This window comes from Bradyrhizobium jicamae, from assembly GCF_018130215.1.
Lineage (GTDB): Bacteria > Pseudomonadota > Alphaproteobacteria > Rhizobiales > Xanthobacteraceae > Bradyrhizobium > Bradyrhizobium jicamae_A.
Genome location: NZ_JAFCKQ010000040.1, coordinates 45,250 through 71,676, shown reverse-complemented (window position 1 = coordinate 71,676; position 26,427 = coordinate 45,250). Strand labels below are relative to the sequence as shown.

General features: G+C 65.4%; 26 protein-coding genes. 15 read left to right on the top strand and 11 right to left on the bottom strand.

From position 1 onward, the window contains the following. Nucleotides 1–179: 179 nt before the first annotated feature. Nucleotides 180–653, bottom strand: a complete 474-nt coding sequence (locus JQ586_RS30845) for a helix-turn-helix domain-containing protein (protein ID WP_212398399.1) — start codon at nt 651–653, stop codon at nt 180–182. A 111-nt stretch (nt 654–764) separates the two neighbouring features. On the opposite strand from JQ586_RS30845, the gene JQ586_RS30840 reads away from it, so the two are divergent. After that, nucleotides 765–1,538 (top strand): SDR family oxidoreductase, encoded by a 774-nt coding sequence (locus tag JQ586_RS30840; RefSeq protein WP_212398398.1) that lies wholly within the window; start codon nt 765–767, stop codon nt 1,536–1,538. A 162-nt stretch (nt 1,539–1,700) separates the two neighbouring features. Further along, entirely contained in the window at nt 1,701–1,925 is a 225-nt protein-coding gene (locus JQ586_RS30835; protein ID WP_212398397.1) for a hypothetical protein, read from the top strand. Nucleotides 1,926–1,984: 59 nt separating this feature from the next. Here the strand turns inward: JQ586_RS30835 and JQ586_RS30830 are convergent, their stop codons facing one another. Next, the gene (locus JQ586_RS30830; protein WP_212398396.1) at nt 1,985–2,593 is read right to left on the bottom strand and encodes an FMN-dependent NADH-azoreductase; all 609 of its coding nucleotides are present in this window, start codon (nt 2,591–2,593) and stop codon (nt 1,985–1,987) included. 99 nt (nt 2,594–2,692) lie between these two features. Between JQ586_RS30830 and JQ586_RS30825 the strand changes: the two genes are divergently transcribed. Beyond that, entirely contained in the window at nt 2,693–3,094 is a 402-nt protein-coding gene (locus JQ586_RS30825) for a helix-turn-helix domain-containing protein (protein WP_212398395.1), read from the top strand. 53 nt (nt 3,095–3,147) lie between these two features. Here the strand turns inward: JQ586_RS30825 and dprA are convergent, their stop codons facing one another. After that, nucleotides 3,148–4,254: a DNA-processing protein DprA gene (gene dprA, locus JQ586_RS30820; RefSeq protein WP_212398394.1), complete on the bottom strand. Its 1,107-nt coding sequence runs from the start codon at nt 4,252–4,254 to the stop codon at nt 3,148–3,150. Nucleotides 4,255–4,360: 106 nt separating this feature from the next. Between dprA and JQ586_RS30815 the strand changes: the two genes are divergently transcribed. Further along, nucleotides 4,361–5,599: an amidase gene (locus tag JQ586_RS30815; protein WP_212398393.1), complete on the top strand. Its 1,239-nt coding sequence runs from the start codon at nt 4,361–4,363 to the stop codon at nt 5,597–5,599. Nucleotides 5,600–5,603: 4 nt separating this feature from the next. On the opposite strand, the gene plsY is transcribed toward JQ586_RS30815, so the two are convergent. Genes plsY through JQ586_RS30800 form a run of 3 tightly spaced genes read right to left on the bottom strand, consistent with a single transcriptional unit; the run spans nt 5,604 to nt 8,498 of the window. After that, nucleotides 5,604–6,200 carry a glycerol-3-phosphate 1-O-acyltransferase PlsY gene (plsY, locus tag JQ586_RS30810; protein WP_212398392.1) on the bottom strand — a complete coding sequence of 199 codons (597 nt, stop codon included), beginning with the start codon at nt 6,198–6,200 and terminating at the stop codon, nt 5,604–5,606. 38 nt (nt 6,201–6,238) lie between these two features. Then, complete coding sequence (locus JQ586_RS30805) at nt 6,239–7,540, bottom strand: dihydroorotase (RefSeq protein WP_212398405.1); 1,302 nt, start codon at nt 7,538–7,540, stop codon at nt 6,239–6,241. Between the two features lie 4 nt (nt 7,541–7,544). After that, entirely contained in the window at nt 7,545–8,498 is a 954-nt protein-coding gene (locus JQ586_RS30800) for an aspartate carbamoyltransferase catalytic subunit (protein WP_212398391.1), read from the bottom strand. A 134-nt stretch (nt 8,499–8,632) separates the two neighbouring features. Here JQ586_RS30800 and JQ586_RS30795 point away from each other — a divergent pair, with 134 nt between their 5' ends. From JQ586_RS30795 to JQ586_RS30785, 3 genes are read left to right on the top strand one after another with little or no spacing between them, the layout of a single operon-like run. Further along, entirely contained in the window at nt 8,633–9,370 is a 738-nt protein-coding gene (locus JQ586_RS30795) for a M15 family metallopeptidase (protein WP_249148397.1), read from the top strand. Nucleotides 9,371–9,389: 19 nt separating this feature from the next. Beyond that, the gene (locus JQ586_RS30790; protein ID WP_212398390.1) at nt 9,390–11,033 is read left to right on the top strand and encodes an acyl-CoA dehydrogenase family protein; all 1,644 of its coding nucleotides are present in this window, start codon (nt 9,390–9,392) and stop codon (nt 11,031–11,033) included. Nucleotides 11,034–11,043: 10 nt separating this feature from the next. Beyond that, the gene (locus JQ586_RS30785; protein ID WP_212398389.1) at nt 11,044–11,814 is read left to right on the top strand and encodes a CPBP family intramembrane glutamic endopeptidase; all 771 of its coding nucleotides are present in this window, start codon (nt 11,044–11,046) and stop codon (nt 11,812–11,814) included. Between the two features lie 150 nt (nt 11,815–11,964). Here JQ586_RS30785 and JQ586_RS30780 read toward each other — a convergent pair whose 3' ends face one another. The 5 genes from JQ586_RS30780 to JQ586_RS30760 all read right to left on the bottom strand — a co-directional run bounded on the left by JQ586_RS30780 (nt 11,965) and on the right by JQ586_RS30760 (nt 18,030). Further along, nucleotides 11,965–13,464, bottom strand: a complete 1,500-nt coding sequence (locus JQ586_RS30780; protein ID WP_212398388.1) for an MmgE/PrpD family protein — start codon at nt 13,462–13,464, stop codon at nt 11,965–11,967. A gap of 381 nt (nt 13,465–13,845) precedes the next feature. Beyond that, on the bottom strand, nt 13,846–15,405 hold the full coding sequence (locus tag JQ586_RS30775; protein WP_212398404.1) for a glycosyl hydrolase family 17 protein: 1,560 nt from the start codon (nt 15,403–15,405) through the stop codon (nt 13,846–13,848). 246 nt (nt 15,406–15,651) lie between these two features. Next, complete coding sequence (locus JQ586_RS30770) at nt 15,652–16,578, bottom strand: AEC family transporter (protein WP_212398387.1); 927 nt, start codon at nt 16,576–16,578, stop codon at nt 15,652–15,654. Between the two features lie 2 nt (nt 16,579–16,580). After that, on the bottom strand, nt 16,581–17,063 hold the full coding sequence (ruvX, locus tag JQ586_RS30765; protein WP_212398386.1) for a Holliday junction resolvase RuvX: 483 nt from the start codon (nt 17,061–17,063) through the stop codon (nt 16,581–16,583). A gap of 76 nt (nt 17,064–17,139) precedes the next feature. Continuing rightward, the gene (locus JQ586_RS30760) at nt 17,140–18,030 is read right to left on the bottom strand and encodes a LysR family transcriptional regulator (protein WP_212398385.1); all 891 of its coding nucleotides are present in this window, start codon (nt 18,028–18,030) and stop codon (nt 17,140–17,142) included. Nucleotides 18,031–18,112: 82 nt separating this feature from the next. Here JQ586_RS30760 and JQ586_RS30755 point away from each other — a divergent pair, with 82 nt between their 5' ends. The 8 genes from JQ586_RS30755 (at nt 18,113) to gatB (ending at nt 25,969) form a co-directional block, all read left to right on the top strand. Further along, nucleotides 18,113–19,117 carry a nitronate monooxygenase family protein gene (locus JQ586_RS30755; protein WP_283815497.1) on the top strand — a complete coding sequence of 335 codons (1,005 nt, stop codon included), beginning with the start codon at nt 18,113–18,115 and terminating at the stop codon, nt 19,115–19,117. Between the two features lie 17 nt (nt 19,118–19,134). Next, on the top strand, nt 19,135–20,214 hold the full coding sequence (locus JQ586_RS30750) for a nitronate monooxygenase family protein (RefSeq protein WP_212398383.1): 1,080 nt from the start codon (nt 19,135–19,137) through the stop codon (nt 20,212–20,214). 355 nt (nt 20,215–20,569) lie between these two features. Beyond that, complete coding sequence (gene gatC / locus JQ586_RS30745) at nt 20,570–20,857, top strand: Asp-tRNA(Asn)/Glu-tRNA(Gln) amidotransferase subunit GatC (protein WP_212398382.1); 288 nt, start codon at nt 20,570–20,572, stop codon at nt 20,855–20,857. A 19-nt stretch (nt 20,858–20,876) separates the two neighbouring features. Next, the gene (locus JQ586_RS30740) at nt 20,877–21,107 is read left to right on the top strand and encodes a hypothetical protein (RefSeq protein WP_212398381.1); all 231 of its coding nucleotides are present in this window, start codon (nt 20,877–20,879) and stop codon (nt 21,105–21,107) included. Beyond that, nucleotides 21,104–22,579, top strand: coding sequence for an Asp-tRNA(Asn)/Glu-tRNA(Gln) amidotransferase subunit GatA (gatA, locus tag JQ586_RS30735; protein ID WP_212398380.1), 1,476 nt, complete (start codon nt 21,104–21,106; stop codon nt 22,577–22,579). The genes JQ586_RS30740 and gatA overlap by 4 nt, the downstream gene beginning before the upstream one ends. A 3-nt stretch (nt 22,580–22,582) precedes the next feature. Continuing rightward, on the top strand, nt 22,583–22,873 hold the full coding sequence (locus JQ586_RS30730) for a hypothetical protein (RefSeq protein ID WP_212398379.1): 291 nt from the start codon (nt 22,583–22,585) through the stop codon (nt 22,871–22,873). A gap of 152 nt (nt 22,874–23,025) precedes the next feature. After that, nucleotides 23,026–24,387 carry a patatin-like phospholipase family protein gene (locus tag JQ586_RS30725; protein WP_212398403.1) on the top strand — a complete coding sequence of 454 codons (1,362 nt, stop codon included), beginning with the start codon at nt 23,026–23,028 and terminating at the stop codon, nt 24,385–24,387. Nucleotides 24,388–24,484: 97 nt separating this feature from the next. Next, nucleotides 24,485–25,969 (top strand): Asp-tRNA(Asn)/Glu-tRNA(Gln) amidotransferase subunit GatB, encoded by a 1,485-nt coding sequence (gatB, locus tag JQ586_RS30720; RefSeq protein ID WP_212398378.1) that lies wholly within the window; start codon nt 24,485–24,487, stop codon nt 25,967–25,969. Nucleotides 25,970–26,427: the final 458 nt, after the last annotated feature.

The window sequence follows — 26,427 nt, the reverse complement described above, 5'->3', positions numbered from 1 at the left end:
CATCCCACCACAACGTTCGTGACGATCGCGAGCGCCCCTCGAGCGGGTGAGACGGGAAATCTATACACTGATTTGCCGTTACGATAAACCGAAATATTTTTACACGAGGGACTTGCGCCGTCGGGCAAATCAATGCCAGGGGCGAACGTCGCGCGGTAGCGGGCTAATCCGCCCTGCGTCTATGCCGGGACGCGCCGTGCGCGTTTCGCTGCGGGCCGCGGTTTCAACGCGGTGTCGGCGGCATCGAGCACGCGGCCGTCCTGTGCGTACAGCACGAGCTTCTTCACCGGCTTGCCCTTGTCGCGGTCGACCATGATGGTTGCGATCTCGTCCGGATGTTCGTCGAACTCCTCGCTCCATTGCCGCAGCGCGACCAGGATCGGGAAGATGCCGCGGCCCTTCGGCGTCAGCACATATTCCTGATAAGCGCTGCCGTCGGAGGCGGGGATCATCTTCAGGATGCCGCGCTCCACCAGCGTGCGCAGCCGGCTCGCCAGGATGTTCTTTGCGAGGCCCAGGCTCTCCTGAAACTCGCCGAAGCGGCGACGGCCGAGGCTCGCGTCGCGGATGATCAGCAGCGACCACCAGTCGCCGAACACATCGAGCGCGCGTGCGACCGGGCAACTGTCGCCTGCAAGGCTTGTTCGTTTCACCGCGCCGCCTCCTGAAAAACGCACATCACGGGCTTGTGTGGTTGCAATATTAAACCGGATGCCCTAGTTAGGCAATGAAGTTTAATAATGCAACCATCATTGGAGGCGGACATGAGACTGGCAAACAAGACGGCACTGATCACCGGGGGCAACAGCGGCATCGGGCTTGCGACGGCAAAGCTGTTCGTGGCCGAGGGTGCCAGGGTCGTGATCACCGGGCGCAACAAGGAAACGCTTGCTGCCGCGGCGAAGGAGCTGGGGGCGAACGCACTCGCGGTCGTCGCCGACGCCACGGATGTCGCGGCGCTGGAAGCCGCGGTGAAGCAGGGCGCGGAGAAATTCGGCAAATACGACGTCGTGTTCGCCAATGCCGGCATCCCCGGCCAGACGCCGGTCGGCGGCACCACGCTCGCGGCTTTCGAGACCGTGATCCGTACCAATCTCACCGGAGTGTTCTTCACCGTGCAGGCGGCTGCGCCTTATCTCAACGACGGCGCCTCGATCATCCTCAACGGATCGGTGATCTCGGTGCTGGGCAATCCCGGCTACTCGGCTTATGCCGCGAGCAAGGCCGGCGTGCGCGCGATGGCGCGGGTCATCGCCTCCGAACTGTCGCCGCGCGGGATCCGCGTCAACGTGGTGGCGCCGGGCGCTGTGCGTACGCCGATCTGGGGCGCGGCGACTGCGACCCCCGAAGCGGAGAAGATCTTCGAGGCGCGAATCGGCAAGACCACGCCGCTCGGACGCATTGGTGAACCGGATCACATTTCGAAGACGGTGCTGTTCCTGGCATCTGATGATTCCGCGCATGTGCAGGGACAGGAACTGTTCGTCGACGGCGGCGCGACGGCATCGCCCGCAGGCGCGCCGATCTATCGCGGCTGAATTGAATCGAATTGTTCGGAACGATCAGCGCGACGACTGTCGCGCTGATCGTTTGTTGTTTCTTGATGTGTCGATGCGCGAACGCGTTGAACCTTCGCGCCGGGTGACAAGACATCTGCAAGAGCGGGGAATTTTTCAAACCGAATCATTTGGAGTGGAACTATGCCGAAGGCCGCCCGCATTCCGACATCGGTGCCGTTTTCCTCGACGTCCAAGCCGACGTCCAAGCCGATGACCAAGCGTGCGTCGTGGGAACCCAGAGTGATTTCCTCGACACCTGAGGATTCGGACAGTTCGCAGCTTGTAGCGGTCGCATTGTTTTCCGGGATCGGCCTGTTGATCTCGCTCGTCGCCGTGATGCTCGGCGTCCAGGGCGCGTGGTTTTGAACACTTGACCTGAATGAGCGTATCCGCCGCCGCGATCGCGACGGCGGATACGCTGTTCCTCACGCCGCGTTCAGGCTGCCCGCGGCCTGCAGCGCGCCGGCGACGGCCTTCTCGCGATGCTCGGGGCCGACCTGGATGCCGTCGGCCGGGATGAATTCGAGGTTCTTCACCCCGATGAAGCCGAACACGCCGCGCAGATAGGTCTCGAGATGCTCGAGCGCGGCCATCGGTGTGTCGGCGCCGTAGTATCCGCCGCGCGAGACCGCGATGACGACGCGCTTGTTAGCGGCCAGGCCCTCGACGCCGGCGGCGCTGTATTTGAAGGTCTTGCCCGCAACCACCACGCGATCGATCCAGGCCTTGAGCTGGCTCGGGATCGTGAAGTTGTACATGGGCGCGCCGATCACGACGATATCGGCGGCCAAAAACTCCTCCAGCACCGCCTGACCAGCCGCCAAATCGTCCCGCACCGACGGGTCGGGCGCCGCACCCTGACCGGCGGCAAGGTGCAGGCCGGAGAGATGGCCGAGCGGGGTCTGGGTCAAATCGCGGTAGGTCACGAGAAGGTCCGGATTGGCCTGGCGCAGCCGCTCGACCGCGGCGGCCGAGACCTGGCGGCTGACGGAGTGGGGGCCGAGGACGGAGGAATCGAGATGCAGAAGTTTCATGGCTGGGATCACCCTTGGTATAGGTTTGTAACTGGCGCTATATGAGTGACCACCCTAAATGTCCGCAAGAACGCACATTTTTGAAACCCGAGCACAGCCATGAGACCCGAGCACATCCGTGTGCCTGCCCTGCCGCCACAGCCCGACCCTGATCACAGCGACTGCCGGGCGGTCGCCTCGGTGCTGGCGCGGATCGGCGACAAATGGACCGTGCTTGTGATCATGACCCTCACCGGCGGGCCGCGGCGCTTCAACGAACTGAAGCGCATGATCAACGGCATCTCGCAGCGGATGCTGACATTGACGTTGCGCGGCATCGAGCGCGACGGCCTCGTGACCCGCACGATCTACCCGACCATTCCGCCGCGGGTCGACTACGAGCTGACCGATCTTGGCCGCGGTCTCGCCGAGCCGATCAAGGCGCTTGGCGAGTGGGCGTTTTCAAACCTGTCCGAGATCCAGGGCGCGCGCTCGCGGTTCGACGGGCGGAATGGAGAGTGATCCTCATGCCATCCGCGTCATAGCGGCAGCGAAGCGCCGAAATCAGCCGAGCGCTAAATCATCGACACCAGCCCGCCGCCATGACGTTCGAGCCGGCCGGCGAGATCGAGTTCGAGCAGCACTGCGCGAACGATCGCGGGCGGAACGTCGGCCATCCGGATCAGATCGTCGATGCTGATCGGACTCGGCCCGAGCAGATCGATGACGCTGTTGCGGTCGGGGGTGCCGGTGGAAAAATCCATCGGCTCGTCGTCTTCGCGCGCGGGCAGCATGACCGGCCGTTCCATGATCGGGGCGACCGCGTTGATCACGTCGGCCGCCTCGGTGACCAGCGTTGCGCCCTGCTTGATCAGGTCGTTGGTGCCTGCGGCGCGCGGATCGATCGGCGAGCCCGGCACCGCGAACACCTCGCGGCCCTGTTCGGCGGCCATCCGCGCCGTGATCAGCGAGCCGGAGCGATGCGCCGCCTCGACGATGACGACTCCGAGCGAGGCCCCCGACACCAGGCGGTTGCGGCGGGGAAAGTCACGCGCGCGGGCGACGTGGCCGAGCGGCATCTCTGACATCGCCGCGCCATTCGCCAGCAGGGCCTGCAGCAGGTCCTCGTGCTCGGGCGGATAGATCCTGTCATGGCCGCCGGCCAGCACCGCGACGGTGCCGCTTGCAACGGTCGCGCGATGCGCGGCGCCGTCGATGCCGCGGGCGAGGCCGGAGATCACGACGAAGCCGGCGTCGCCGAGATCGTGCGCGAGTTGCCTTGCGAATTTCAGCCCGGCGCCGGAGGCGTTGCGCGAGCCGACGATCGCGATCATCGGCCGCATCAGGGTCTCGAGCGCGCCGCGCACGCCGAGCAGTGGCGGCGCATCGTCGATGGTGGCAAGCCGCGGCGGATAGTGGGCCTCGTCAGGTGCGACGAGGCTGATGCCGAGCTTGCGGCAGGCGGCGAGTTCCGCGGCCGCGTCTTGCTCGCTGCAGATGCGCCCTGCGCCCGAGGCGCCGCCGCGGCGCGCAAGGTCCGGCAGGCGCTCCAGCGCGCTTGCCGCATCGCCAAAATGGCGGAGCAGGGATGCAAAGGTGCGCGGCCCGACATTGTCGGACCGGATCAGCCTGAGGCGGTCGAGCCGCTCGGTGTCGGAGAGGGTATGAGCCCGGTCATGCATGCGACATGCAGCTTCGCCCAAGGCGCTGATGTGATCAACGGCCTGGTTGGCACAAGGGGCGCGACGCGCTACCTAGAACGGCCCGACAGCAGCAGGATGCACTCCCATGATCTCACTCGCCGACATCCAGCAGCGGATCGAACAGGGCGCGCTGTCGCCGGATGGCGCGATCGCGCAGGCGCTGGAGGCGATCCGTGTGCAGGACGGCACCATCGGCGCGTTCGTTCGCCACGACCAGCGCGCGCGTGCGCAGGATTCAGGGCCACTGCGCGGCATCGCCGTCGGCATCAAGGACATCATCGACACCGCCGATTTCCCGACCGAGATGGGGGCCGCGATCTACCGCGGCCATCAGCCGCGTGCCGACGCGCCGGTCGTGATGGCGCTGCGGAATGCCGGCGCGACCATCATCGGCAAGACCACGACGACGGCGTTCGCGGCGAACGATCCGACCGCGACGCGCAACCCGCACAATCATTCGCACACGCCGGGTGGATCGTCGTCGGGCTCGGCCGCCGCAGTCGCGGCCGGGATGATCCCGCTGGCGCTGGGCACGCAGACCGGTGGCTCGGTGATCCGGCCGGCGTCGTTCTGCGGCGTTGCCGCGATCAAGCCGAGCTACCGGCTGTTGCCGACGGTCGGCGTGAAGTGCTTCTCCTGGACGCTCGACACTGTCGGGCTGTTCGCATCGGGCGTGCGCGACGTCGCGCGCGGGCTGGCGGCGATGACCGTCCGCCCGGCGCTGGTGGTGCCGGCACGCATCGCCGCGCCGCGGATCGGCGTGGTGACGCAGGATTTCGCCGGCGCGCCGGAGCCGTCGGGCGCAGAGGCGTTACAGCGCGCCGCGCGCGCGGCGGAGCAGGCGGGTGCCTCGGTGCGCACGCTCGCGATGCCCGAGATCGTCGCCGAGGCCTGGCGCATCCACCCCGTGGTGCAGGACTTCGAGGCGCATCAGTCGTTCGCCTGGGAATACGGCCGGAACCACGATGCGATGCCGCCGCTGCTGCGCGGCCGGCTCGACGAGAGCAGGGGCGGCACGCCAGCGGACTACGACGCGGCCATCGCCGTCGCCGCTCGCGCGCGGCTGGCGCTCGCCGCCGTGTTCGACGAGGTCGATGTGCTGCTGACGCTCTCGGCGCCGGGCGCGGCACCCGAGGGCTTATCGTCAACCGGCGACCCCCGCTACAACCGGCTCTGGACCCTGATGGGTGTGCCCTGCGTCAACGTGACGGCGCTCACCGCCGCGGGCGGCTTGCCTGTCGGCGTGACCGTGATCGCGCCGTTCGGCGCGGATGCGAGGGCGCTGGCCGCCGCGGCTTTTGTCGAGGACGCGCTGAGGGCGTAGCGAGCTATCGCTTCTCGCCGATCTTGCCTTCGGTGCCGCTTTGCAGGCGCTTGATGTTTTCGCGGTGCATGTAGAACAGCATCAGCGTCAGCACGGCGAACAGCGAGGCGAGCGCGTTGTGGCCGAACCACCACAGGAAGATCGGCGTCACGAAGGCCGCGACCAGCGCCGACAGCGACGAGTAGCGCGAGGTGAAGGCGGTCGCCAGCCAGATCACGGCAAAGACCAGCGCCGCCGGCCAGAACAGGCCGAGCAGCACGCCGATATAGGTCGCGACGCCCTTGCCGCCCTTGAAGCCGAGCCAGACCGGGAAGAGGTGGCCGAGGAAGGCGCCGAGCGCGGCCAGCATCGCGGCGTCGGGGCCATCGTAGGAACCGGCGATGATCACGGCGACCGTGCCCTTGAGCATGTCGCCGATCAGCGTCGCCGCGGCGAGGCCCTTGCGCCCCGTGCGCAGCACGTTGGTGGCGCCGATATTGCCCGAGCCGATCGAGCGCAGATCCTGCGTTCCGGCGAGCCTGGTCAGGATCAGGCCGAATGGAATCGAACCGAGCAGGTAGCCGATCAGGAATGCGACGATGAGAAACCAGTCACCCGACATGGTTGCAGCTCTGTCTGTCGAAGCGGATTTGCAGCATATCACACATGCTCATAGATGGTCCGGCCGCCGACAATCGTTCGCATCACGCGTCCGGAGAAGCGGGCATCGTCGAATGGCGTGTTCTTGCACAACGACTTGAGATCGTCGCGATCGAGCACCCAGGGTGTCTCGGCATCGATCACGATCACGTCGGCCGGCGCGCCGGCGCGCAGCGTCCCGCCAGGCAGGCCCAATAGTTCCGCCGGGCGCGTCGACATTGCGCGGATCAGCGTCTTGAACTCCATCTCGCCATTGTGGATCAGCCGCAGCGCCGCCGGCAGCATGGTCTGGAGGCCGACCGCGCCGCTTGCCGCTTCCGCGAACGGCAGCCGCTTCACCTCGACGTCCTGCGGATTGTGGTCGCTCATCACGACGTCGATCAGCCCCGTGGCGAGCGCCTCGACCAGCGCCTTGCGGTCGGCCTCGGTGCGCAGCGGCGGGGCCAGCTTCAGGAAGGTGCGGTAGGGGCCGATGTCGTTCTCGTTCAAGGTCACATGGTTGATCGAGACCGAGGCCGAGACGTCGAGCCCGGCATCGCGGGCGCGCGTGAGGATCTCGAGCGACTCCATCGAGCTCAGCGAGGCCGCGTGATAGCGCCCGCCGGTGAGCGCCGCGAGCCTCAGGTCGCGCTCGAGCATGATCGACTCGGCGGCGGTCGGGATCCCCATCAGGCCGAGCCTTGTCGCGAACTCGCCCTCGTTCATCACGCCTTCGCCGACCAGATCCGGATCCTCGGTGTGATGCACGATCAGCGCATCGAAATCGCGGGCATAGGTCAGCGCCCGGCGCATCACCTGCGCGTTGGTGACGCTCTTGTCGCCATCGGTGAAGGCGACCGCGCCGGCGGCCTTCAGGAGGCCGATCTCGGTCATCTCGTGGCCCTGCAGGCCCTTGGTCAGCGCCGCCATCGGGTGGATGTTGACGATCGCGGTGTCGCGGGCGCGGCGCAGCACGAAGTCGACGGTCGCCGAGTTGTCGATGACGGGCGAGGTGTCCGGCTGGCAGATGATGGTGGTGATGCCGCCGGCGGCCGCGGCCTGGCTCGCCGATGCGAAGGTCTCGCGATGGCTCGCACCGGGTTCGCCGACGAAGGCGCGCATGTCGATCAGGCCGGGGGCCACGATCTTGCCGGCGCAGTTGACGACGTCAGTGCCCTCGGGGACGCCGGCGGCGCCGATGCCGCGCTTGGCGTCGCGGATCACGCCTTCGGCGATCAGCACGTCGCCCGGACCGTCGAAATCGCGCGACGGATCGATGACGCGGGCGTTGGCGAGCAGGATTGGTCTGCGGTCGGTCAGCATTGTGTCACGCATTCGGCAGGTTGCGGGCGAGTGCTTCCAGCACCGCCATGCGCACCGCCACTCCCATTTCCACCTGTTCACGGATCAGCGACTGCGCGCCGTCCGCGACGAAGGTGTCGATCTCGACGCCGCGGTTCATCGGGCCGGGATGCATCACCAGCGCGTCGGGCTTGGCGTAGCCGAGCTTCTTCTTGTCGAGGCCGAAATAGTGGAAATACTCGGCCGAGGACGGCACGAAGGAGCCGTTCATGCGCTCGCGCTGCAGTCGCAGCATCATCACGATATCGGCACCGTTCAACCCTTCGCGCATGTCGCGCGCGACCTCGACGCCCATCCGCTCGATGCCTGACGGCAGCAGCGTGGAGGGCCCGACCACGCGGACGCGGGCGCCCATGGTGTTGAGCAGGAGGATGTTGGAGCGTGCCACCCGCGAATGCAGCACGTCGCCGCAGATCGCGATCACGAGGCCCTCGATCCGGCCCTTGTTGCGGCGGATGGTGAGCGCATCGAGCAGGGCCTGGGTCGGATGTTCGTGAGCGCCGTCGCCGGCATTGATCACGGAACCGTCGACCTTGCGCGCGAGCAGCTCGACCGCGCCGGAGGCGTGGTGGCGGACCACCAGGATGTCCGGGTGCATCGCGTTCAACGTCACGGCGGTGTCCATCAGCGTCTCGCCCTTGCGGGTGGACATCGATGACACCGACATGTTCATGACGTCGGCGCCCAGCCGCTTTCCGGCGATCTCGAACGAGGACTGGGTCCTTGTCGAGGCCTCGAAGAACAGGTTGACCTGGGTGCGGCCGCGCAGGGAGGCGCGTTTCTTGTCGACCTGGCGGTTGAGCTCGACATACTCCTCGGAGAGGTCGAGCAGGCCGGTGATGTCGTCAGGGGAAAGGCCCTCGATGCCCAGCAGATGCCGGTGACCGAGGACGAAAGTCGATTTCAATGATGGGGTCATTAAAGCCAGAGCTATAGGGGTGGATGGCCCGAGGGGCAAGGGCGAAGAGGGCCCGGAAGAGTTTTCCCCGAGTAAGATGTTCCGCCGTCATGCCGGTCATGACGGTAACCAGGGTGAATCTTATGAGAATTATCATGATCGCGGCCGCTGTTGCGGTATCGATTTCGCCGGCCCTGGCACAGGGCTTGCCCGGCGATTTCATGTTCCTCCGCGACATCGACCCGACGATCATCCAGGACATCCGTTACGCCACCTCCGACAATTTCATGGGGCGGCGGATGGCGGGCTATGACGCCGCCGAGTGCGTTGTGAAGCGCGGCGTCGGGCTCCGCCTCAAGGCCGTGCAGCAGGAACTCGCGCCGCAAAAGCTGTCGCTGAAGATGTTCGATTGCTACCGGCCGGTCCGCGCAGTCGCCGACATGGTCGCGTGGTCGAAGAAAGGCCGCGAGACCGCGGCCGAGCATCGCTACAACCCGGCTTTCTCCAAGGCCGATCTGTTCCGCCTGGGCTATATCGCGACACATTCGGGGCATTCGACCGGCGCCGCGGTGGATCTCACGCTGGTCGACCTGACGGCAGACAATTCCGGCAAATTCGATCCCGCGAAGGACTATGCCGACTGCACCGCGCCGGCCGCGGCGCGGGCGCCGGAGGGCAGTATCGACATGGGCACGGGCTATGACTGCTCCGACACGAGGGCCCATACCGCCTCGAGCTCGATCACGCCGTTGCAGCGGCGCTGGCGCAACACCCTGGTGGCAGTGATGTCCGGACAGGGATTTGTGAATTATTCGAAGGAATGGTGGCACTTTTCGCTGCCGGGGGCAGGGCGGGAAGCCTATGATTTCCCGATACCTCCGCACCGCAACTGATTCCTGACGAGACCAGACCATGACGCAGGCTTCATTTGCCACCCACGACGTGCTGAACCAGTCGCCGCCGCTTTGGGATGTCGACCTGTTCGCTTCGGATGCGCCGCTGGCCGCGGCGGTGGCAGCCAATGGCGGCGCGGGGGCCACCGCCGAACTGTCCGATTTCGGCAAGCACTGGGGTTCAGCGGCGATGGCCGAGCGCGGCCGCATCGCCAATGAGAACACGCCAAAGCTCCGGCTGTTCGATCCCAAGGGATATCGCCGCGACGTGGTCGAGTTTCACCCGGCCTACCACGAACTGATGGCGCACTCTGCGCATGCCGGCGTGCACAACTCGACCTGGACCGCCGACGGCAAGCCGGCCGGTGGCGCCGCCGAAGTTGTGCGGGCGGCGAAGTTCTACATCGCATCGCAGGTCGAGACCGGTCATCTCTGCCCGATCACGATGACGCGTGCCTCGGTCGCAGCGCTCGCCGCGCAGCCTGACATCCTCACCAGGACGATGCCTGTGATCGGCACGCGCTCCTACGATGCCGAGTTTGCGCCGTGGTGGACCAAGCGCGGCATGACGCTCGGCATGGGCATGACGGAGAAACAGGGCGGCACCGACGTGCGCGCCAACATGACGCGTGCGACGCGCGACGGCGATGCCTATCGCATCACCGGTCACAAATGGTTCATGTCGGCGCCGATGTGCGACGCGTTCCTGGTGCTGGCGCAGGCGAAGGACGGCCTGAGCTGCTTCTTCATGCCGCGCTTCGCGCCCGACGGGTCGGTCAATGCGATCCACTTCCAGCGCTTGAAGGACAAGCTCGGCAACCGCTCCAATGCCTCCTCCGAGGTCGAATTCCACGGTGCCTATGCCGAACTGATCGGCGAGGAGGGCAAGGGGATCCGTACCATCATCCAGATGGTGCAGCTGACGCGGCAGGATTGCGCGATCGCCTCCGCGGGCTTGATGCGCTCGGGGCTTGCGCATGCGCTGCATCACGCACGACATCGCAGCGTTTTCCAGAAGCATCTCGCCGACCAGCCGCTGATGCAGGCGGTGCTTGCCGACATGGCGCTGCATGTCGAGGCACAGGTTGCGCTGGTGATGCGGCTCTGCCGTGCCTTCGACCGTGCGCCTGCGGACACCGGCGAGGCCGCCTATATGCGGCTGCTGACGCCTGCGATCAAATACTGGGTCTGCAAAAGCGCGCCCGGCTTCCTTTACGAGGCGATGGAGTGCCTCGGCGGCAATGGCTATGTCGAGGAGGGCATTCTGGCGCGCCATTACCGGGAGTCACCGGTCAATGCGATCTGGGAAGGCTCCGGCAATGTGATGTGTCTCGACGTGCTGCGCGCGCTCGGCCGCGAGGCCGATGCGGCGCTGGCGGTGCTGCGCGCACTCGCCGACGGCACGCAGGGCCTGCCGGGCGCGGCGGAGGCGGCAATATCGATCGGAGAATCCTTCCGCCGCGCCGACAGCGAGCGCGTGGCGCGGCTCGCCGTCGAGAGGCTGGCATTGCTGGCGGCGGCCGCCGCCCTCAACCAGGTTGCGCCGGGGAGCGCCGAATTGTTCGCGGCCACGCGGCTTGCCTCCACCCACGCCGGCATGTATGGCGCGGTCGAATTGTCCGATGTCGATATGCGCGCGCTGCTGGCGCGGGCGCTGCCCTGAAGGTTTTGTAATGGACGCATTTCATCCCGACACACCACCTGAGGCGATCGAGCCGTCGCCACGGCCGCCGCGCGCCTGGAAGTTCTGGGGCACGACGGTGTGGGGCTTCGTGATCTTCGGTGCGATGTTCCTCGGCCAGGCCGCGGTCATCGTCTACTACGTCCTGCTTCAGGGCGGGCCGCTGACCGCGGAGGGCATCATCCGCGTGGTCGGCGACGGTCTGACCATTTCGCTCTCGGTCCTGGCCGGCCTGCCGATGGTGCTGCTGGTGCTGTGGATCGCGACCCGTCCGACCGGGATCACCTTCGCCGACTATCTCGGGCTGCGCGGGACGTCGTGGAGAAACGTGATCATCGGCATCGTTTCGCTGGTGGTTCTCGTCACGCTCTGGGACCTCGTGTCGCGCGCGGCCGGCCGCGAGGTGACCCCCGGCTTCATGGGCGACGTGCTGAAATCGGCGCAGGCCGACGGCGCGCTGTGGATTCTGGTGATCGCGTTTGCGGTTGCTGCGCCGGTCTGGGAAGAGCTGTTCGCGCGCGGCTGGCTCTACCGCGGCTGGTCGGAATCCTTTCTCGGTCCCTATGGCGCGATCGCGCTGTCGTCTATCGTCTGGACAGGGATGCACCTGCAATACGACTGGTTCTTCCTCTGCGAGGTGCTGTCGATCGGTCTTCTGTTCGGCTACCTGCGCTTCCGCACCGGCTCGACCTGGCTGACCATCCTGCTGCATGCGCTGAACAACCTGGCGGCGACAATCCAGACCTGGTGGCTGGCGGGGTGAGCGATTGATGTACTGGGCCGTGTACCCATAAACCGAGCAGCGTTGTGCGACGAGCGCAATATCCGCTTTGCCCCCCTCGCGACTAAGTTTGTGCGGCAGCGCAATATGTTCGTGATGGGCCAAAGTCGGAAATCGGCATGCCTGTCAGGTTCACGCCGGATTTTGTTTTCCCATCCCCTTCAGGGCCCGAGTCAATTCCCGGACATCTCTTAGGTCTTCGATCCCATCGACGAGCGACATGACGCGCTCTCCAGCAGCTTTACCAACAACCGGGACGGCAAAGTTCATAAACTTCCGTTCGAGAGACGCTCGCGAGAGCGGGCGTTGTGCATCGCCTTCGGGAACCTCCACTGTTTCGCGCCAAGACCGACCATCTGCGAGGACAATCTCGACGCTTGCGCCGCGGCCCTTGGGTAGTTTTGCAATGAGTGATTCTCCGGGCTTGACGGAAGTCTTCTCCACCAAGGCCATCACGTCCTGCTCCCGCCAGCGGTCTTTCTCGAATTGCGAGACCGTCACATCACCGTCGAGAAGAGCCATCGCGAGGCACACGGGAAGACTGTGATCAGCGGTACCCTTGGTCTGTGGCCGGAATTTCGCAGGATCTGCCACGCGCTGTATTATTCCGGGATAGGTCTCAACCGTGATGGACCGTATTTCCTGGGTTCGACCTTCGATCCTTCGGGAAAGTGACGCGCCGGCCTCCACTACAGCCTGTAACTCGATCTGAACAGGGAAGCGCTTGAATGCCACGCGGGGCAGCCGGTATCGCGCAAGTTCGAGGTCGACGGCAAACCCTTCCTTCGCAGGTTTCATTTTTGACGCCAGCCATTCCAGCGTGCCGGATGGGCCGGTGAAGCCTTGTGCGGCAAGCCGCGTTGCGAATACGCCGTCGATCGCAGTTGCCGCGAGTCCCATGGCCTTCATCATGCTAATGGCGCCGCTGTTGACGACAAAACTCGTGAATCCGCGCGCGCCAGATATCCCGACCGCGTTTGCGAGGGCTTCCTTCGGAATCCCCCAGACCTTACCCGCAATCAGAGGGACACCGTACGAGGCTGCACACAACGGGTGGAAGCCGCGCTCAAGAAAGGAGATGGCATCATTGACGCGCATGCTGGCCTCATAACCGACGACCATCGCCTCGACCAGATCGCGGCCACTTCGCCCCCGCTCTTCGCAGAGCGCAAGCGCTGTCGGAATCACCTCGCTTGGATGAAGCGGCTCGGTGCCGATGTAGGTGTCATTCATGTCGAGCGAGCGGACGAGAACCCCGTTGACGAAAACTGCACCTTCTACGGTCGCGGATCGCGGATAACCGATCACGGTTGCCGTATTGCCATCGCCGAAGGTCTTTCGAATCGTTGCCTCGGCGATATTTGCGGGTTCAGACCCGACCGACCCGAACGCGCAGCCGAGCGTATCGAGAAGGACGCGCTTGGCTGAGGCGATCACGTCTGCCGGGAGATCTTCATATCTGACAGCAATCGCAAATTCTGCAAATTTCTGTTCGAGCGCTGCATTCTGGCCGTCGCCCTTACCATCGGCGAGTGCCGATCCGACCAGGTGATATCCATCGGGCCAAATGCTGCCAACGAGACTCGTCGCAACGGCAATTGTCGTTCGCTCCAGGAAATCACGGCGCCTCATAAATGCCTCCACCATGATATTTGCAGCCGATGACGGCGATCAGAATATGCTGATTTTCGTGTCGAGCTATCGGACGACGTAAACGTAATGCTGGCAACGCACCTCCCGCGCGCTGGCGTTTAGTATGAGGACGTGGACCGGCTTTGGCTATAGATGTCGGTTCAGGGTCATTTTCGAAGGATTCAGCGGAGGTTGTCGGCAGGTTTGTCCGCGTCTACCCGTGTGGCGGAGCAATTCAGCGTGGCTGACCGTGCTTATCGATTCAGCCTTCAATATCGTCAGCTTCTTCCTGACAGGCCGATACACCTGAGGCCCGATCACGGCGATCCGCGATCTGAGGCGGCTTTGAAGGGAAGGTCGAAGTCGGCCGGCCGAATTGTCTCAAGCACGCGCCCGCCACAGCGTCATCGCAAGCAGCACATAGGCGCCAGAAGTCCACAGTGACTGCCAGTTGTCCGAGCCTTCGCTGAATCCCATGTAGATCGCTGCCAACAGAAAGACGCCGACAAAGATCGATTCCGCCATCGGGCGGATCCCTTTCCTGGGGCGGTTGAGCAGCGTCATGGCCAGGAAGGGGATCGCCGCCATCGTGAGCGACGCGTAAGGAAAATCCTTTTCGCGCGGGTCGAACACGAAGCCGAGCGCGGTGTCGGTGCCGATCACGATGATGACGATCCAGACCAATCCGTGCATGAGCGTCAGCGGCGACGGGGTCTGGTACTCCTTCGGACCCATCAATTCCAGGAATGTGGGCGGCGCGCGCCCCGCCATCAGGGCGTTGGCTGCGAACAGCGGCGATGCGGTCGCCGCCGCGAGAAGCGTGCCCCACTGAAGCCAGTTCACCACGCCGTAGCTTTCATAGAACATCTTCTGCGCGGCCACCCCGAGCAGGATTCCGGCTGTGGTCGCCGATAGTCCGACTGCAAGCCATGAGGCGAGCCCGGTCTGCCGGGGCTTGCGGCGCAAGGTCAGTCCTGCGACGCCGAAGATCACGATCGCCAGCGCCATTCCGCCGCTCATCTGCAGCTTCCAGAGCGGATAATTGCTGACGGGAATGCCGGGCGGATATTTCAGCGTGCGCCCTGCGGAATCGAACAGGCCCCAGGATGCGCCGACCGCGCCCTCGAACTCGTGCTTCCACAGTTCATCATAGGCCTCGAACAGGTTGACGCGGAAATGCTCGCGGCGGGCAAGCTCGAGCACCTCCGAGATCACCCGCGCCTGATTGGTGCGCGACGGCAGCGCTGACTCGCGCATCCGCCCCTCGCTCGGCCAGCCTGTTTCCCCGATCAGGATTTCCTTGCCCGGAAATGCCGCCGCGACCTGCTTGCGGACGGCGTCAACGTGAGCGGCGGCAGCTTTCGCCGGGATCGGGACATTTTCCCAATAGGGCAGGATGTGAATGGTGATGAAATCGACGGTGTCATAAAGCTCGCGATAGCGCAGCCAGTATTCCCAGACGTCGGAATAGGTGACGGGGACGGGGACCTGCGCCTTGACCGAGCGGATCAGGGCGGCAAGGTCGGAAACGGTCATTTCCCGGTGCAACAAGACCTCGTTGCCGACCACGAGCGCGGCAATGGTGTCCGGATATTGCTGCGCGAGCCGTATGGCCGTCGAGATCTGAGTCGCGTTCTTCTGCCGGTCCTTGCTGAGCCAAATTCCCTGGATGACTTTCAGCCCCGCCTTGGCTGCAAGCTCGGGGACCTGATCGAGACCAAGGTCGTCAGCGTAGGTACGGACGCAATCGGTGATCTTGGCAAGTCCGACGAAATCTTCTGCGATCTGCTCCCGCGACACAGGCGTTGCCGTCGACGAGGTCTGGGTGTTGCGGAACGGCGAGTATGAGATGCATTGCAGTTTGGCGCTCGGATCGATCGGTGCGCGCGCCAGATTGATCGGTGTGGCCAGCCACCACCACGCCGCGGCGATCGCACCCAGGGATATCAAAAGAAGCGCCAGAGGCGTGCGAAGCGAAATAATACGTCCTCCAAGGCAGGGGACGCCGATCACCGGCGTGCTACCCGGACCCCAACATCAAGAAGTCACCGCCTGGCCGCTACTTACCTCACCCGCGAAGCTGCCGCCAGAGCATCCGCGCCGCAACAGGCCATTCACCCATGGCGAAGGCCGTGTCAGCTTCAAAATCGCCTTGAGGATACGTAACGATCTCGTGAGGGAGCGGCCTCAAGGCCCGATCGCAGCAATCGCGATCGGCATCGTGATCGCGGCCAGAATCGTTTGCAGGGTGATGATCTGGGCAAGCAATGGGGCATCGCCGCCCATTTGCCGTGCCAGCACGTAGGCTGACGGCGAGGTCGGCACCGCCGCGCAGGCGGTGACGATTACGAGATTGGAGCCGGAGAGGCCGAACCACACCGCCAGCGCGACCGTGAGTGCGGGCATCAGGACCAGCTTGAGGACCAGTGCGACACTGGCCGCAAGGCTCGGGCGGAAGATGCCTTCCAGATGCAAGCCGGCCCCGGTGACGAGCAGGCCGATCGCAAGCGACGAACCGCCGAGTGCATTCGCCACTTCGTGCCAGATCTGCGGCAGCGGGACATGGGCCAGGTTGATGGCGAGACCGATCGCGCAGGCCCAGATCAGCGGATTCGTCGCGACCGTCATCATGATCGCGCCTGCCGAACGTTTCCCGGGTGAGGCGTACTGCGCCAGCACGGCGACGCTGAACACGTTCACCAGCGGGATGATCGCGACCATCGCGACCGAGGCGAGCGCAAGGCCTGTGCTGCCAAAGAGATTGCCCGACACCGACAGCGCGACATAGGTCTGCCAGCGCGTCGCGCCCTGGAAGATTGAGGTGAAGGCCGGGCCGTCGACGCCGGCGCGCCCGAGCAGCGGACGCAACGCCAGGCAGAGCAGGCACATCGCGAGCGCCGACAACAGCAGCGCGCCGCCGACGCCCGCGACCGGCACTTTGGTCAGGTCGGCTTTCACGAGCGTCTGCACCAGAAGAACGGGGAACAGCACGTAATAGGTCAGCCGCTCGAGCCCATGCCACTGCGTATCCAGCCGCATCAATGTGCGCTTCAGGATGAAGCCCAGCACGATCAGCAAGAACACCGGCAGCAGCGCCGCGATCACCACCGCCATGCTCAACGGTCTCCGCGCAGCCTTGCGAGCCGATCCAGCGCGCCTTGCAGGATGAAGATCGCGGCATGCTCGTCGATCACCTCGGCGCGGCGCGCGCGGCTGACGTCCATACCGATCAATTCGCGCTCGACGGCTGCCGTCGAGAGTCGTTCGTCCCACAGCGCGATTGCAAGCGGGGTCAGGCCCGCGAAGTTGCGGGCAAATGCCCGTGTCGACTGCGCGCGCGGGCCTTCGCTGCCGTCCATGTTGATCGGCAGGCCAAGCACGAAGCCGACCGCGTTGCGCTCGGTTGCGATCGCAAGCAGCCGCGCCGCGTCGACCTTGAATTGCTTGCGCTGGATGGTCTCGACCCCGGTCGCGAGCCGCCGGTCCGGATCGGAGACGGCGACGCCGATAGTCTTGGTGCCGAGATCGAGGCCGACAAGCGCGCCGCGCTCGGACCAGAGCGGGGCTGCATCGACAAGGGGAAGGACGGGCGCAGGCATGGCTCATGCGCATACCATGCGCCCGCGCGACGAGGCAAAGCCGTATCGGCGCGTGGCGTCATGCGAAAACGCCGCCTCAAGCGGCGATGACGCGATCCTCGCCGGCGAGGCAGCCTGCAAAGCCCTGCAATGCGCTGTACTGGTGCGCGGTGCGGCGCTGAATGAACAGCGTCTCGACGCGCGCGTGCTGCGGGCTGAGCGCGTGGATGTTGACGTCATCCTTGACGTGATCGCGCTCGACCACCGCCCGCGGCAGCAGGGTGACGCCCATGTCGGCCGCGACGCACCCGATCATGCCGTCGAGCGTGCCGAGTTCGAAGCGCGCCGCCGATGGCCACCCGAATTCGACGAAGGCCTGTTCGAGCCGTTGGCGGTAGGTGCAGCCGGTGCGGAACACCAGCGCCGTTGGTCCAGATTCCGGCGTGCCGGCGCGCAAGGCAGCGAGGCTCTTCCAGCGTTGCGCGGTGACGAGTACGAGTTCCTCCCGGAAAGCCGGGGTCGAGACCAACTCACCATGCTCGATCGGGCCGGCAACGAAGGCGCCGTCGAGCGAGCCGTCGAGCACGGCAGCGACGAGGTCGGCGGTCGGTGCCGTACGCAAGGTCAGGCGCACGGCGGGGAAGCGACGATGGAATTCGGCAAGCAGCGCCGGCAGCCGCACTGCGGCGGTGGTCTCCATCGAGCCGATCGACAGCGGGCCCTTCGGCTCGCCATCGTCGCGCGCCGCGAGCACGGCCTCGCGCGACAGCGCCGCCATCCGTTGCGCGTAGGGCAAAAGCCTGCGGCCGGCGCCGGTCAGCGTCATGCCGCGGCTGTGCCGCTCGAACAATGCGGTGCCGATCTCGGCCTCCAGCGCCTTGATGCGCTGGGTGACATTGGACTGCACGGTGTTGAGCTCGTCAGCCGCGCGGGTGATGCCGCCGAGCCGGGCGACGGTGGAGAAGGTCAGGAGATCGGTCAGTTCCACGGCAGCCGGCTCCGTTTCATTTTTCAGATGGTAGAGTTCTCAAGTATTCATTTTTTTAGAATGTTAGACGGGTTTACAGTCGCTGTCCAGAACAGGGAGCAAGCGCATGCCGATCAGCACCGAATTGACGGATCGATTGGGCATCCAGCATCCGGTGCTGCTGGCGCCGATGGATGTGGTGGCGAATGCCAGGCTTGTGACGGCGGTCAGCGCGGCCGGCGGATTTGGTATTCTCGGTGGCGGCTACGGCGACCGGACATGGCTCGAGCAGGAGACAGCGAAGCTCGGGAAGTCGACGGCACCGTTCGGAATCGGCTTCATTACCTGGAGCATGGCGAAGCAGCCGGAACTGCTCGACATCGCGCTTGATGCACGGCCGCGTGCGGTCATGCTGTCGTTCGGCGACCCAAAGCCATTCGGGGCCCGGATCAAACAGGCGGGCGCAATCCTGATTTGTCAGGTGCAAAACGAGGAACTCGCGCGGCAGGCGCTGGACGCCGGTGCCGACATCCTGGTTGCACAGGGGACTGAGGCCGGTGGACACGGCGCCTCGCGCACGACACTTGATGTCGTGCCTGCGATCGTGGATCTGGTCGCGGGCCGTGTGCCGGTGGTCGCCGCCGGCGGCATCGCGGATGGCCGGGGTCTCGCCGCGATGCTGATGCTTGGCGCCTCCGGGGTGCTTCTCGGGACGCGCTTCTATGCGAGCGAGGAGGCCGATATCGCGGAGGAAGCGAAACGCCGCGTGTGCGCCGCCAAAAGCGGCGAAACCGTACGCGGCATCATTTTCGATCTTTCGCGCAACAATGTCTGGCCGGCGCCATTCACCGGACGCTGCCTCGTCAATGACCATGCACGGCGCTGGATTGGACGCGAGGTGGAGTTGATGCAGAACGTGAGGAAGGTCGGCGCCGACTATGCCGAAGCCAAGGCGCGCGGCGATTTCGACATCGCCGCGGTGATCGCAGGCGAGGCGGTTGGGCTGATCCATGATATTCCTCCTGCGGCCGAGATCGTCGGCCGCATCATCGCCGAGGCCGAGCAATCGTTGCGCGGCCGGCGCAACTCGACCGCTTCCATTGGCTGAAACACGCGAGACACACCATGTGGCCGGATCGTCGTCTGATTGACCTCTTCAAGACCGAATTCCCGATCGTGCTGGCGCCGATGGCAGGCGTAATGGATGCGGAGCTCGTGATCGCGGTGGCGCAGGGCGGCGGGCTCGGCTCGCTGCCTTGCGCGATGCTGTCGGCGGAGAAGGCGCGCGAGCAGGTCAACATCATCCGCCAGCGGGTCAAGGCGCCGGTCAATCTCAACTTCTTTTGCCACAAGGCGGTCGATGCCGATCCCGCGCACGAAGCGAAGTGGCGGCAACGGCTCGCGCCATACTATCGCGAGTACGGCCTCGATCCGGACGCCCCGGTCAATGCTGCGAACCGCGCGCCGTTCGACGCCGCGTTCTGCGCCGTCGTGGAGGAGCTGAAGCCGGAGATCGTCAGCTTTCACTTCGGCTTGCCGGAGCAAAAGCTGCTTGAGCGCGTCAAGGCCTCCGGCGCCATCGTCATGGCGTCGGCGACGACGGTGAAGGAAGCGATCTGGCTCGAGGAGAACGGCGCCGATGTCATCATCGCGCAGGGTGCGGAGGCGGGCGGGCATCGCGGCATGTTCCTGACCGAAACCATTGCCGAGCAGCCGGGCACCTTCGCACTGGTGCCCCAGGTGGTGGATGCGGTGAAGGTGCCAGTTGTGGCGGCCGGCGGCATCGCGGATGGCCGCGGCATCGCAGCCGCCTTCGCGCTCGGCGCGTCCGCCGTTCAGATCGGCACGGCCTATCTGCGCTGCCCGGAGTCCAGGGTCACCCCGGCCGCACGGGCCATGCTGGCGCGAGCGAGCGACGAATCGACCGTCATCACCAATGTCATGACCGGCCGTCCGGCCCGCGGCGTCGCCAACCGCGTGATGCGCGAGGTCGGCCCGGTTGCGCCGGATGCGCCCGCATTCCCGCATGCCGCGACCGCGCTCGGCCCGCTGAAAGCAGCGGCCGAAAAGCAGGGCAGGGTCGATTTCAGCAATCTGTGGGCCGGGCAGGCGGTGCGGATGGGCCGGGAGATGCCGGCGGCCGAGTTGACGCGCGCGCTCGCGGGAGCTGCTCTGGCGCGCATGAGCGCGCTATCTCAGGCGTGATTGGGCTACTGCTTCGCTCAGACCAGGCAACAAACGTAGACGATCGCGATCCCGAGCACCGTGCCTATTGACCAAAGCGCAGGATCCCAGCCTTCCGGCCGGCGATTGCTGTCGAGCATGGACATGACGCGCTCCACTTTTCTCTTTGGAGCAAGTACGCACCGTGAATGTTTCAGGACGACTGCGTCGGGGGCGCAAAGTGGTTTCGTCGCGGGGGTTTGGCCCCTAAATCGGCTGCTGCAGGTGGACGGTTCGGCGGGGAGTCAGGGCCGCAGCGGTGGCTTGCCGTGGTTGCGGTGCAAAACCGGCCTCTGCTATACGGCAGGCTGACCATTTCGCCTTGGGGCCCTATATAATGTCCGTTGACGCCACGACCGTCCGCCGTATCGCGCATCTGGCCCGGATCGCGGTCAGCGACGCCGAAGTTCCCCATCTCCAGGGCGAACTGAACGCGATGCTGGCCTTCGTCGAGCAACTGTCGGAAGTGAACGTCGAGGGCGTCGAGCCGATGACCTCGGTGACGCCGATGGAAATGAAGAAGCGCGCCGACGTGGTCAATGACGGCGCCATCGCCGACGCCATCGTCCGGAATGCCCCCGAGACGATGAGCGACTTCTTCCTGGTGCCGAAGGTGGTCGAGTAATTGCTAACCGGTAAGTCCGATGTGTCTGCTCTGCGACGATGAGAAGGCCTACAAGGCCTATATGGACTTCCTCGACGCGATGGAGCGCAAGGGGAAGGTCGCCGATCCCAATGAGGCGATCGACGCCGTGCTCGATCAACTCGAGGCGCTCGACGCGGCGCGCGCCAGGGAGAATGCCAAGGCACGGCAGGACGACCCCGCCAACGACAAGACCCTGTCTCCGTTCTTCTGCAGCCCGATCAATAAATGACTGATTTGACATCACTGACGATCGCCGAGGCCCGCCAGGGCCTGGCGAACAAGGCGTTCACCGCGCGTGAACTCACCGACGCCCATCTGAAGGCGATGGAGGCGGCGCGCCTGCTCAATGCCTATGTGCTCGAGACGCCGGACCGCGCGCGCGAGATGGCGCGGGCGGCGGATGAAGCGATCGCGAAGGGCGAGGGCGGCCCGCTCGCCGGCATCCCGCTCGGCATCAAGGATCTGTTCGCGACCCGCGACATCAGGACCACGGCGTGCTCGAGGATCCTCGGCAATTTCATCCCGTCTTACGAGTCGACCATCACCTCGCAGCTATGGCGCGACGGAGCGGTGCTGCTCGGCAAGCTCAACAATGACGAATTCGCGATGGGCTCGTCGAACGAGACCTCGTGCTTCGGTCCGGTTGCGAACCCGTGGCGGCGCGCGGGCTCCAACACCGATCTGGTGCCGGGCGGCTCCTCCGGGGGCTCCGCCTCGGCCGTGGCGGCGATGCTGTGCATGGGCGCGACCGCGACCGACACCGGCGGCTCGATCCGCCAGCCGGCCGCGTTCACCGCGACCGTCGGCATCAAGCCGACCTACGGCCGCTGCTCGCGCTGGGGCATCGTGGCGTTCGCGTCCTCGCTCGACCAGGCCGGACCGATCGCGCGCAGCGTGCGCGACGCGGCGATCCTGATGCGCTCGATGGCGGGCCACGATCCGAAGGACACGACGTCGGCCGACGTGCCGGTGCCGGATTACGAGGCCGCGATCGGCAAGTCCGTGAAGGGCATGAGGATCGGCATCCCCAGGGAATATCGCCTCGACGGCATGCCGGGCGAGATCGAGAAGCTCTGGAGCGAGGGCGCGGAGTGGCTGAAGGCCGCCGGCGCCGAACTCGTCGAGGTGTCGCTGCCGCACACCAAATACGCGCTGCCGGCCTACTACATCGTGGCGCCCGCGGAGGCATCGTCGAACCTGGCGCGCTATGACGGCGTGCGCTACGGCCTGCGCGAGCCTGCGAGGAACATCATCGAGATGTACGAGAAGACCCGCGCCGAGGGCTTCGGCGCCGAGGTGCGTCGCCGCGTGATGATAGGCACCTATGTGCTGTCGGCCGGCTATTACGATGCCTATTACCTGCGCGCGCAGAAGGTGCGCACGCTGATCAAGAAGGACTTCGAGGATTGCTTCGCCAAGGGCGTGCACGCGATCCTGACGCCTGCGACCCCGTCGGCGGCGTTCGGCATCGGCGAGAAGGGCGGCGCCGATCCGGTCGAGATGTATCTCAACGACATCTTCACGGTGACGGTCAACATGGCGGGCCTCCCGGGCATCGCGGTGCCCGCAGGCAGGGACGCGCAAGACCTGCCGCTCGGCCTGCAATTGATCGGCCGTCCGTTCGACGAGGAAACGCTGTTCTCGCTCGGCGCCATCATCGAGCAGGCGGCGGGCCGCTTCACGCCGGCGAGATGGTGGTGAGCGATGGCGGATTTCCGCGCCAGTCTCGCCGAGGCCGCGCCTGACAGGACGCTGTCGCCGCCGCTTGCAGCGCTGTGGTGGGCTGCCAAGGGCGATTGGGCTCAGGCGCACAGGATCGTCCAGGACGAGGACGACGCCAGTTCCGCCTGGGTGCATGCCTATCTGCATCGGGTCGAGGGCGATCTCGGCAACGCCGGCTACTGGTATCGGCGCGCCGGGCAGCCGGTCGCGAGCGATACGCTCGAGGCGGAATGGGAGCGGATCGTCGCCGCGCTGCTGACGCATCGCCCGTGAACGCCGGTGCGGCGGCACCGTGACCGTTAACCGTGTTTCTTCCGCCATGCCGCCGCCCAGATTGGCCGTGATACGCTGATGGAACCAGGCGGGGGCCGGCGGCTAGAGAGTATTTCGTGCGTGGGTTGGGTAGTGGGGGATGGCTGTCGGCGATGCTGGTGGCCGTACTGGCGGCGGGCCTCGCGGGGTGCGCGACCGTCTACAATCTGCCCGGCAATGTGCCGCTCGGCGCCGCGCTCGCCGACACCGGTAGCGCGAGTGACCTTCCGGACTACCAGGATGATGTGCTGCTCGCGCTGTCGTTCTCCGGCGGCGGCACGCGCGCGGCGGCGTTCTCCTTCGGCGTATTGCAGGAGCTCGATCGCGCGCGCTCCGGCGTCTCCGGCACAAAGACATTGCTCGACCGCGTCGACTTCGTGTCCGGCGTCTCCGGGGGCTCGATCACCGCGGCCTATTTCGGCCTGAAGCGGCGCGCGGCGCTCGATGATTTCCGCGAGCGCTTCCTGCTGCGCAACGCCGAGGAGGGGCTGAAGACCCGGATCTCGCTCGGCAATATCGGACGTGCGCTCGGTGGCGGCGTCAACGACAGCCAGTTCACCGACTGGCTCGACCACAATCTGTTCGATGGCGCGCGCTTCGATGCGCTGCCCGACGAACGCCGGCCGCGGGTCTGGATCAACGCGTCCGACATCTACAACCGCACGTCCTTCGTGTTCGGCAAGACGTCCTTCGACGCGCTGTGCAGCGACATCCGATCCTATCGTGTCGCCGAAGCCGTTGCGGCCTCGGCCGCGGTGCCGCTGGCGTTCGCGCCGATCGTGCTGGAAACCTATCCCGGCGGCTGCGCCGCGCCGCTGCCGCGCTGGCTCGACCAGGTGCGCAAGGATCCCAACGCGCAGCCGCTGCTGCGTTCCTATGCAGAGGCCCAGGCGCGCTACCGCGACGGCTCGATGAAATACGTGAAGCTGCTCGATGGCGGGCTGGTCGACAATTACGGGCTGTCGGGCATCAGCATCGCGCTGCTCGCGGCACAACGGCCATATGAGCCGCTGAGCGAGCGGCAGGCAGTTAAACTGCGCCGCATCCTGTTCCTGGTGGTCGATGCCGGCCGCGGCATCACCGGCGACTTCGTGCAGACCCTCGAAGGGCCGAACGGCGTCGAGCTGGTGTCCGCGGCAGCCGATACCGCGATCGATTCCAGCGTGCGCTCGAGCTATGCAGCCTTCACGGCGCTGGCCAATGACTGGAACGGCAAGCTGAGGCGTTGGCGCTGCGGCTTGTCGGCCGCGGAGCGCTCCCGGCTCGGTGTCGGCGCCAACTGGAAATGCAGTGACGTCTCGTTCTACATCGAGCGGCTGAGCTTCGAGCAGCTCGGTCCCGAGCGCGCCGGCCTCCTCAATGCCATCCCGACACGGCTTTCGCTGCCCGCCGAGCAGGTCGACCAGCTCGTCGCGGGCGGCGCGGACGCGCTCCGCATCAGCAAGGCCTATCAGTCGTTTCGCCGCGGGCTCTGAACGGCTCCCGACCGGGCTCCGATCCGGCTTGACTGAGGCGGTCGGTTGCGCGAAGCCCAACCGACCCCAGATAAGCCTCATCCGGAAAATCAGACCCATGAATGCTCCTGCCGCACCCCATAAACTGATCAAAGGCGCGACCGGCGACTGGGAAGTCGTGATCGGGATGGAGGTCCACGCCCAGGTTACCTCGAACTCGAAACTGTTCTCGGGCGCCTCCACCGAGTTCGGCGGCGAGCCGAACAGCCATGTCTCGCTGGTCGACGCCGCGATGCCGGGCATGCTGCCGGTGATCAACGAGGAATGCGTCCGCCAGGCGGTGCGCACCGGTCTCGGGCTGAATGCCAAGATCAATCTGCGCTCGGTGTTCGACCGCAAGAACTATTTCTATCCGGATTCCCCGCAGGGCTACCAGATCAGCCAGTACCAATCGCCGATCGTCGGCGAAGGCGAGGTCGAACTCGAGCTCACCGGCGGCCGCAGCGTCACGGTCGGCATCGAGCGGCTGCATCTGGAGCAGGATGCCGGCAAGTTGCTGCACGACCAGTCACCGACGCTGTCCTATGTCGACCTCAACCGCTGTGGCGTCGCGCTGATGGAGATCGTCTCCAAGCCCGACATCCGCGATGCCGAGCAGGCCAAGGCCTACGTCACCAAGCTGCGCTCGATCCTGCGCTATCTCGGCACCTGCGACGGCGACATGGAAAAGGGCAACCTGCGCGCCGACGTCAACGTGTCGGTGCGCAAGCCGGGCGGTCCGCTCGGCACCCGCTGTGAAATCAAGAACATGAACTCGGTCAACTTCATCGGCCAGGCGATCGAGTACGAGGCGCGGCGTCAGATCGAGATCATCGAGGACGGCGGCACAATCGACCAGGAGACCCGGCTGTTCGATCCGAACAAGGGCGAGACGCGCTCGATGCGCTCGAAGGAAGAGGCGCACGACTACCGCTATTTCCCCGATCCCGATCTGCTTCCGCTCGAGTTCAGCCAGGCTTTCGTCGACGATCTCAAGGCGCATCTGCCGGAACTGCCGGACCAGAAGAAGTCCCGTTTTATTACGGGCTACGGCCTGTCGCCCTACGACGCCAGCGTCCTGGTGGCCGAGCGCGAGAGCGCCGACTTCTACGAGACGGTGCTGTCAGGTCTCGGCGACAGGATGCGCGACGGCAAGCTCGCCGCCAACTGGGTGATCAACGAGCTGTTCGGGCGATTGAACAAGGAGAGCCGCGACATCGCCGCCTCGCCGGTGTCGGCGGAGCAGCTTTCCGCGATCGTCGATCTGATCGGCGAGGGAACGATTTCCGGCAAGATCGCCAAGGACTTGTTCGAGATCGTCTGGCAGGAGGGCGGTGATCCGCGCGCGCTCGTCGAGGCTCGCGGTATGAAGCAGGTCACCGACCTCGGCGCGATCGAGAAGGTGGTCGACGACATCATCGCAGCCAATCCGGACAAGGTCACGCAGGCCAAGGCGAAGCCGCAACTGATCGGCTGGTTCGTCGGCCAGGTGATGAAATCGTCAGGCGGCAAGGCGAACCCACAGGCCGTCAACGACCTCCTGAAGTCCAAGCTCGGCATCTGAGCGCACACGGAGACGATGCGCACATCGTCTCCACGGCGGCATCGCGTTCATGTTGAACGCGCCGCGGCGGCGCTTGGAACGCCCCGTCGGTCGTCGCCGCCGTCGAATCGCGCGGCGGTCGATTCGGCCAAAAGCCGGCTTTTGGCCGCCACTGAGGCGACGAACGGGGGTTACCCACGAAATTTTTTTCGTTGCCAAAAATCGCGACTCGGAGATCGCGACGTCAGATTTTTCGGCGGCGCCGTCGACTCAGCGTGATGACGCTCGCGCGCCGATCAATCGAATGCGAATTCAGGAAATGCCTTAAATAAAGATGTTTCCTGCGATGTTGACAAATGCTGATGTCGGCGGCGTCGGCACTTCTTGGATTGTCGCGCGAACGCATCATCGATTTGCTCGACGACGCGCGCTGCGTGACGGGGCATCACTGCGTCAACACTTCCTTAAGCTGGACACTG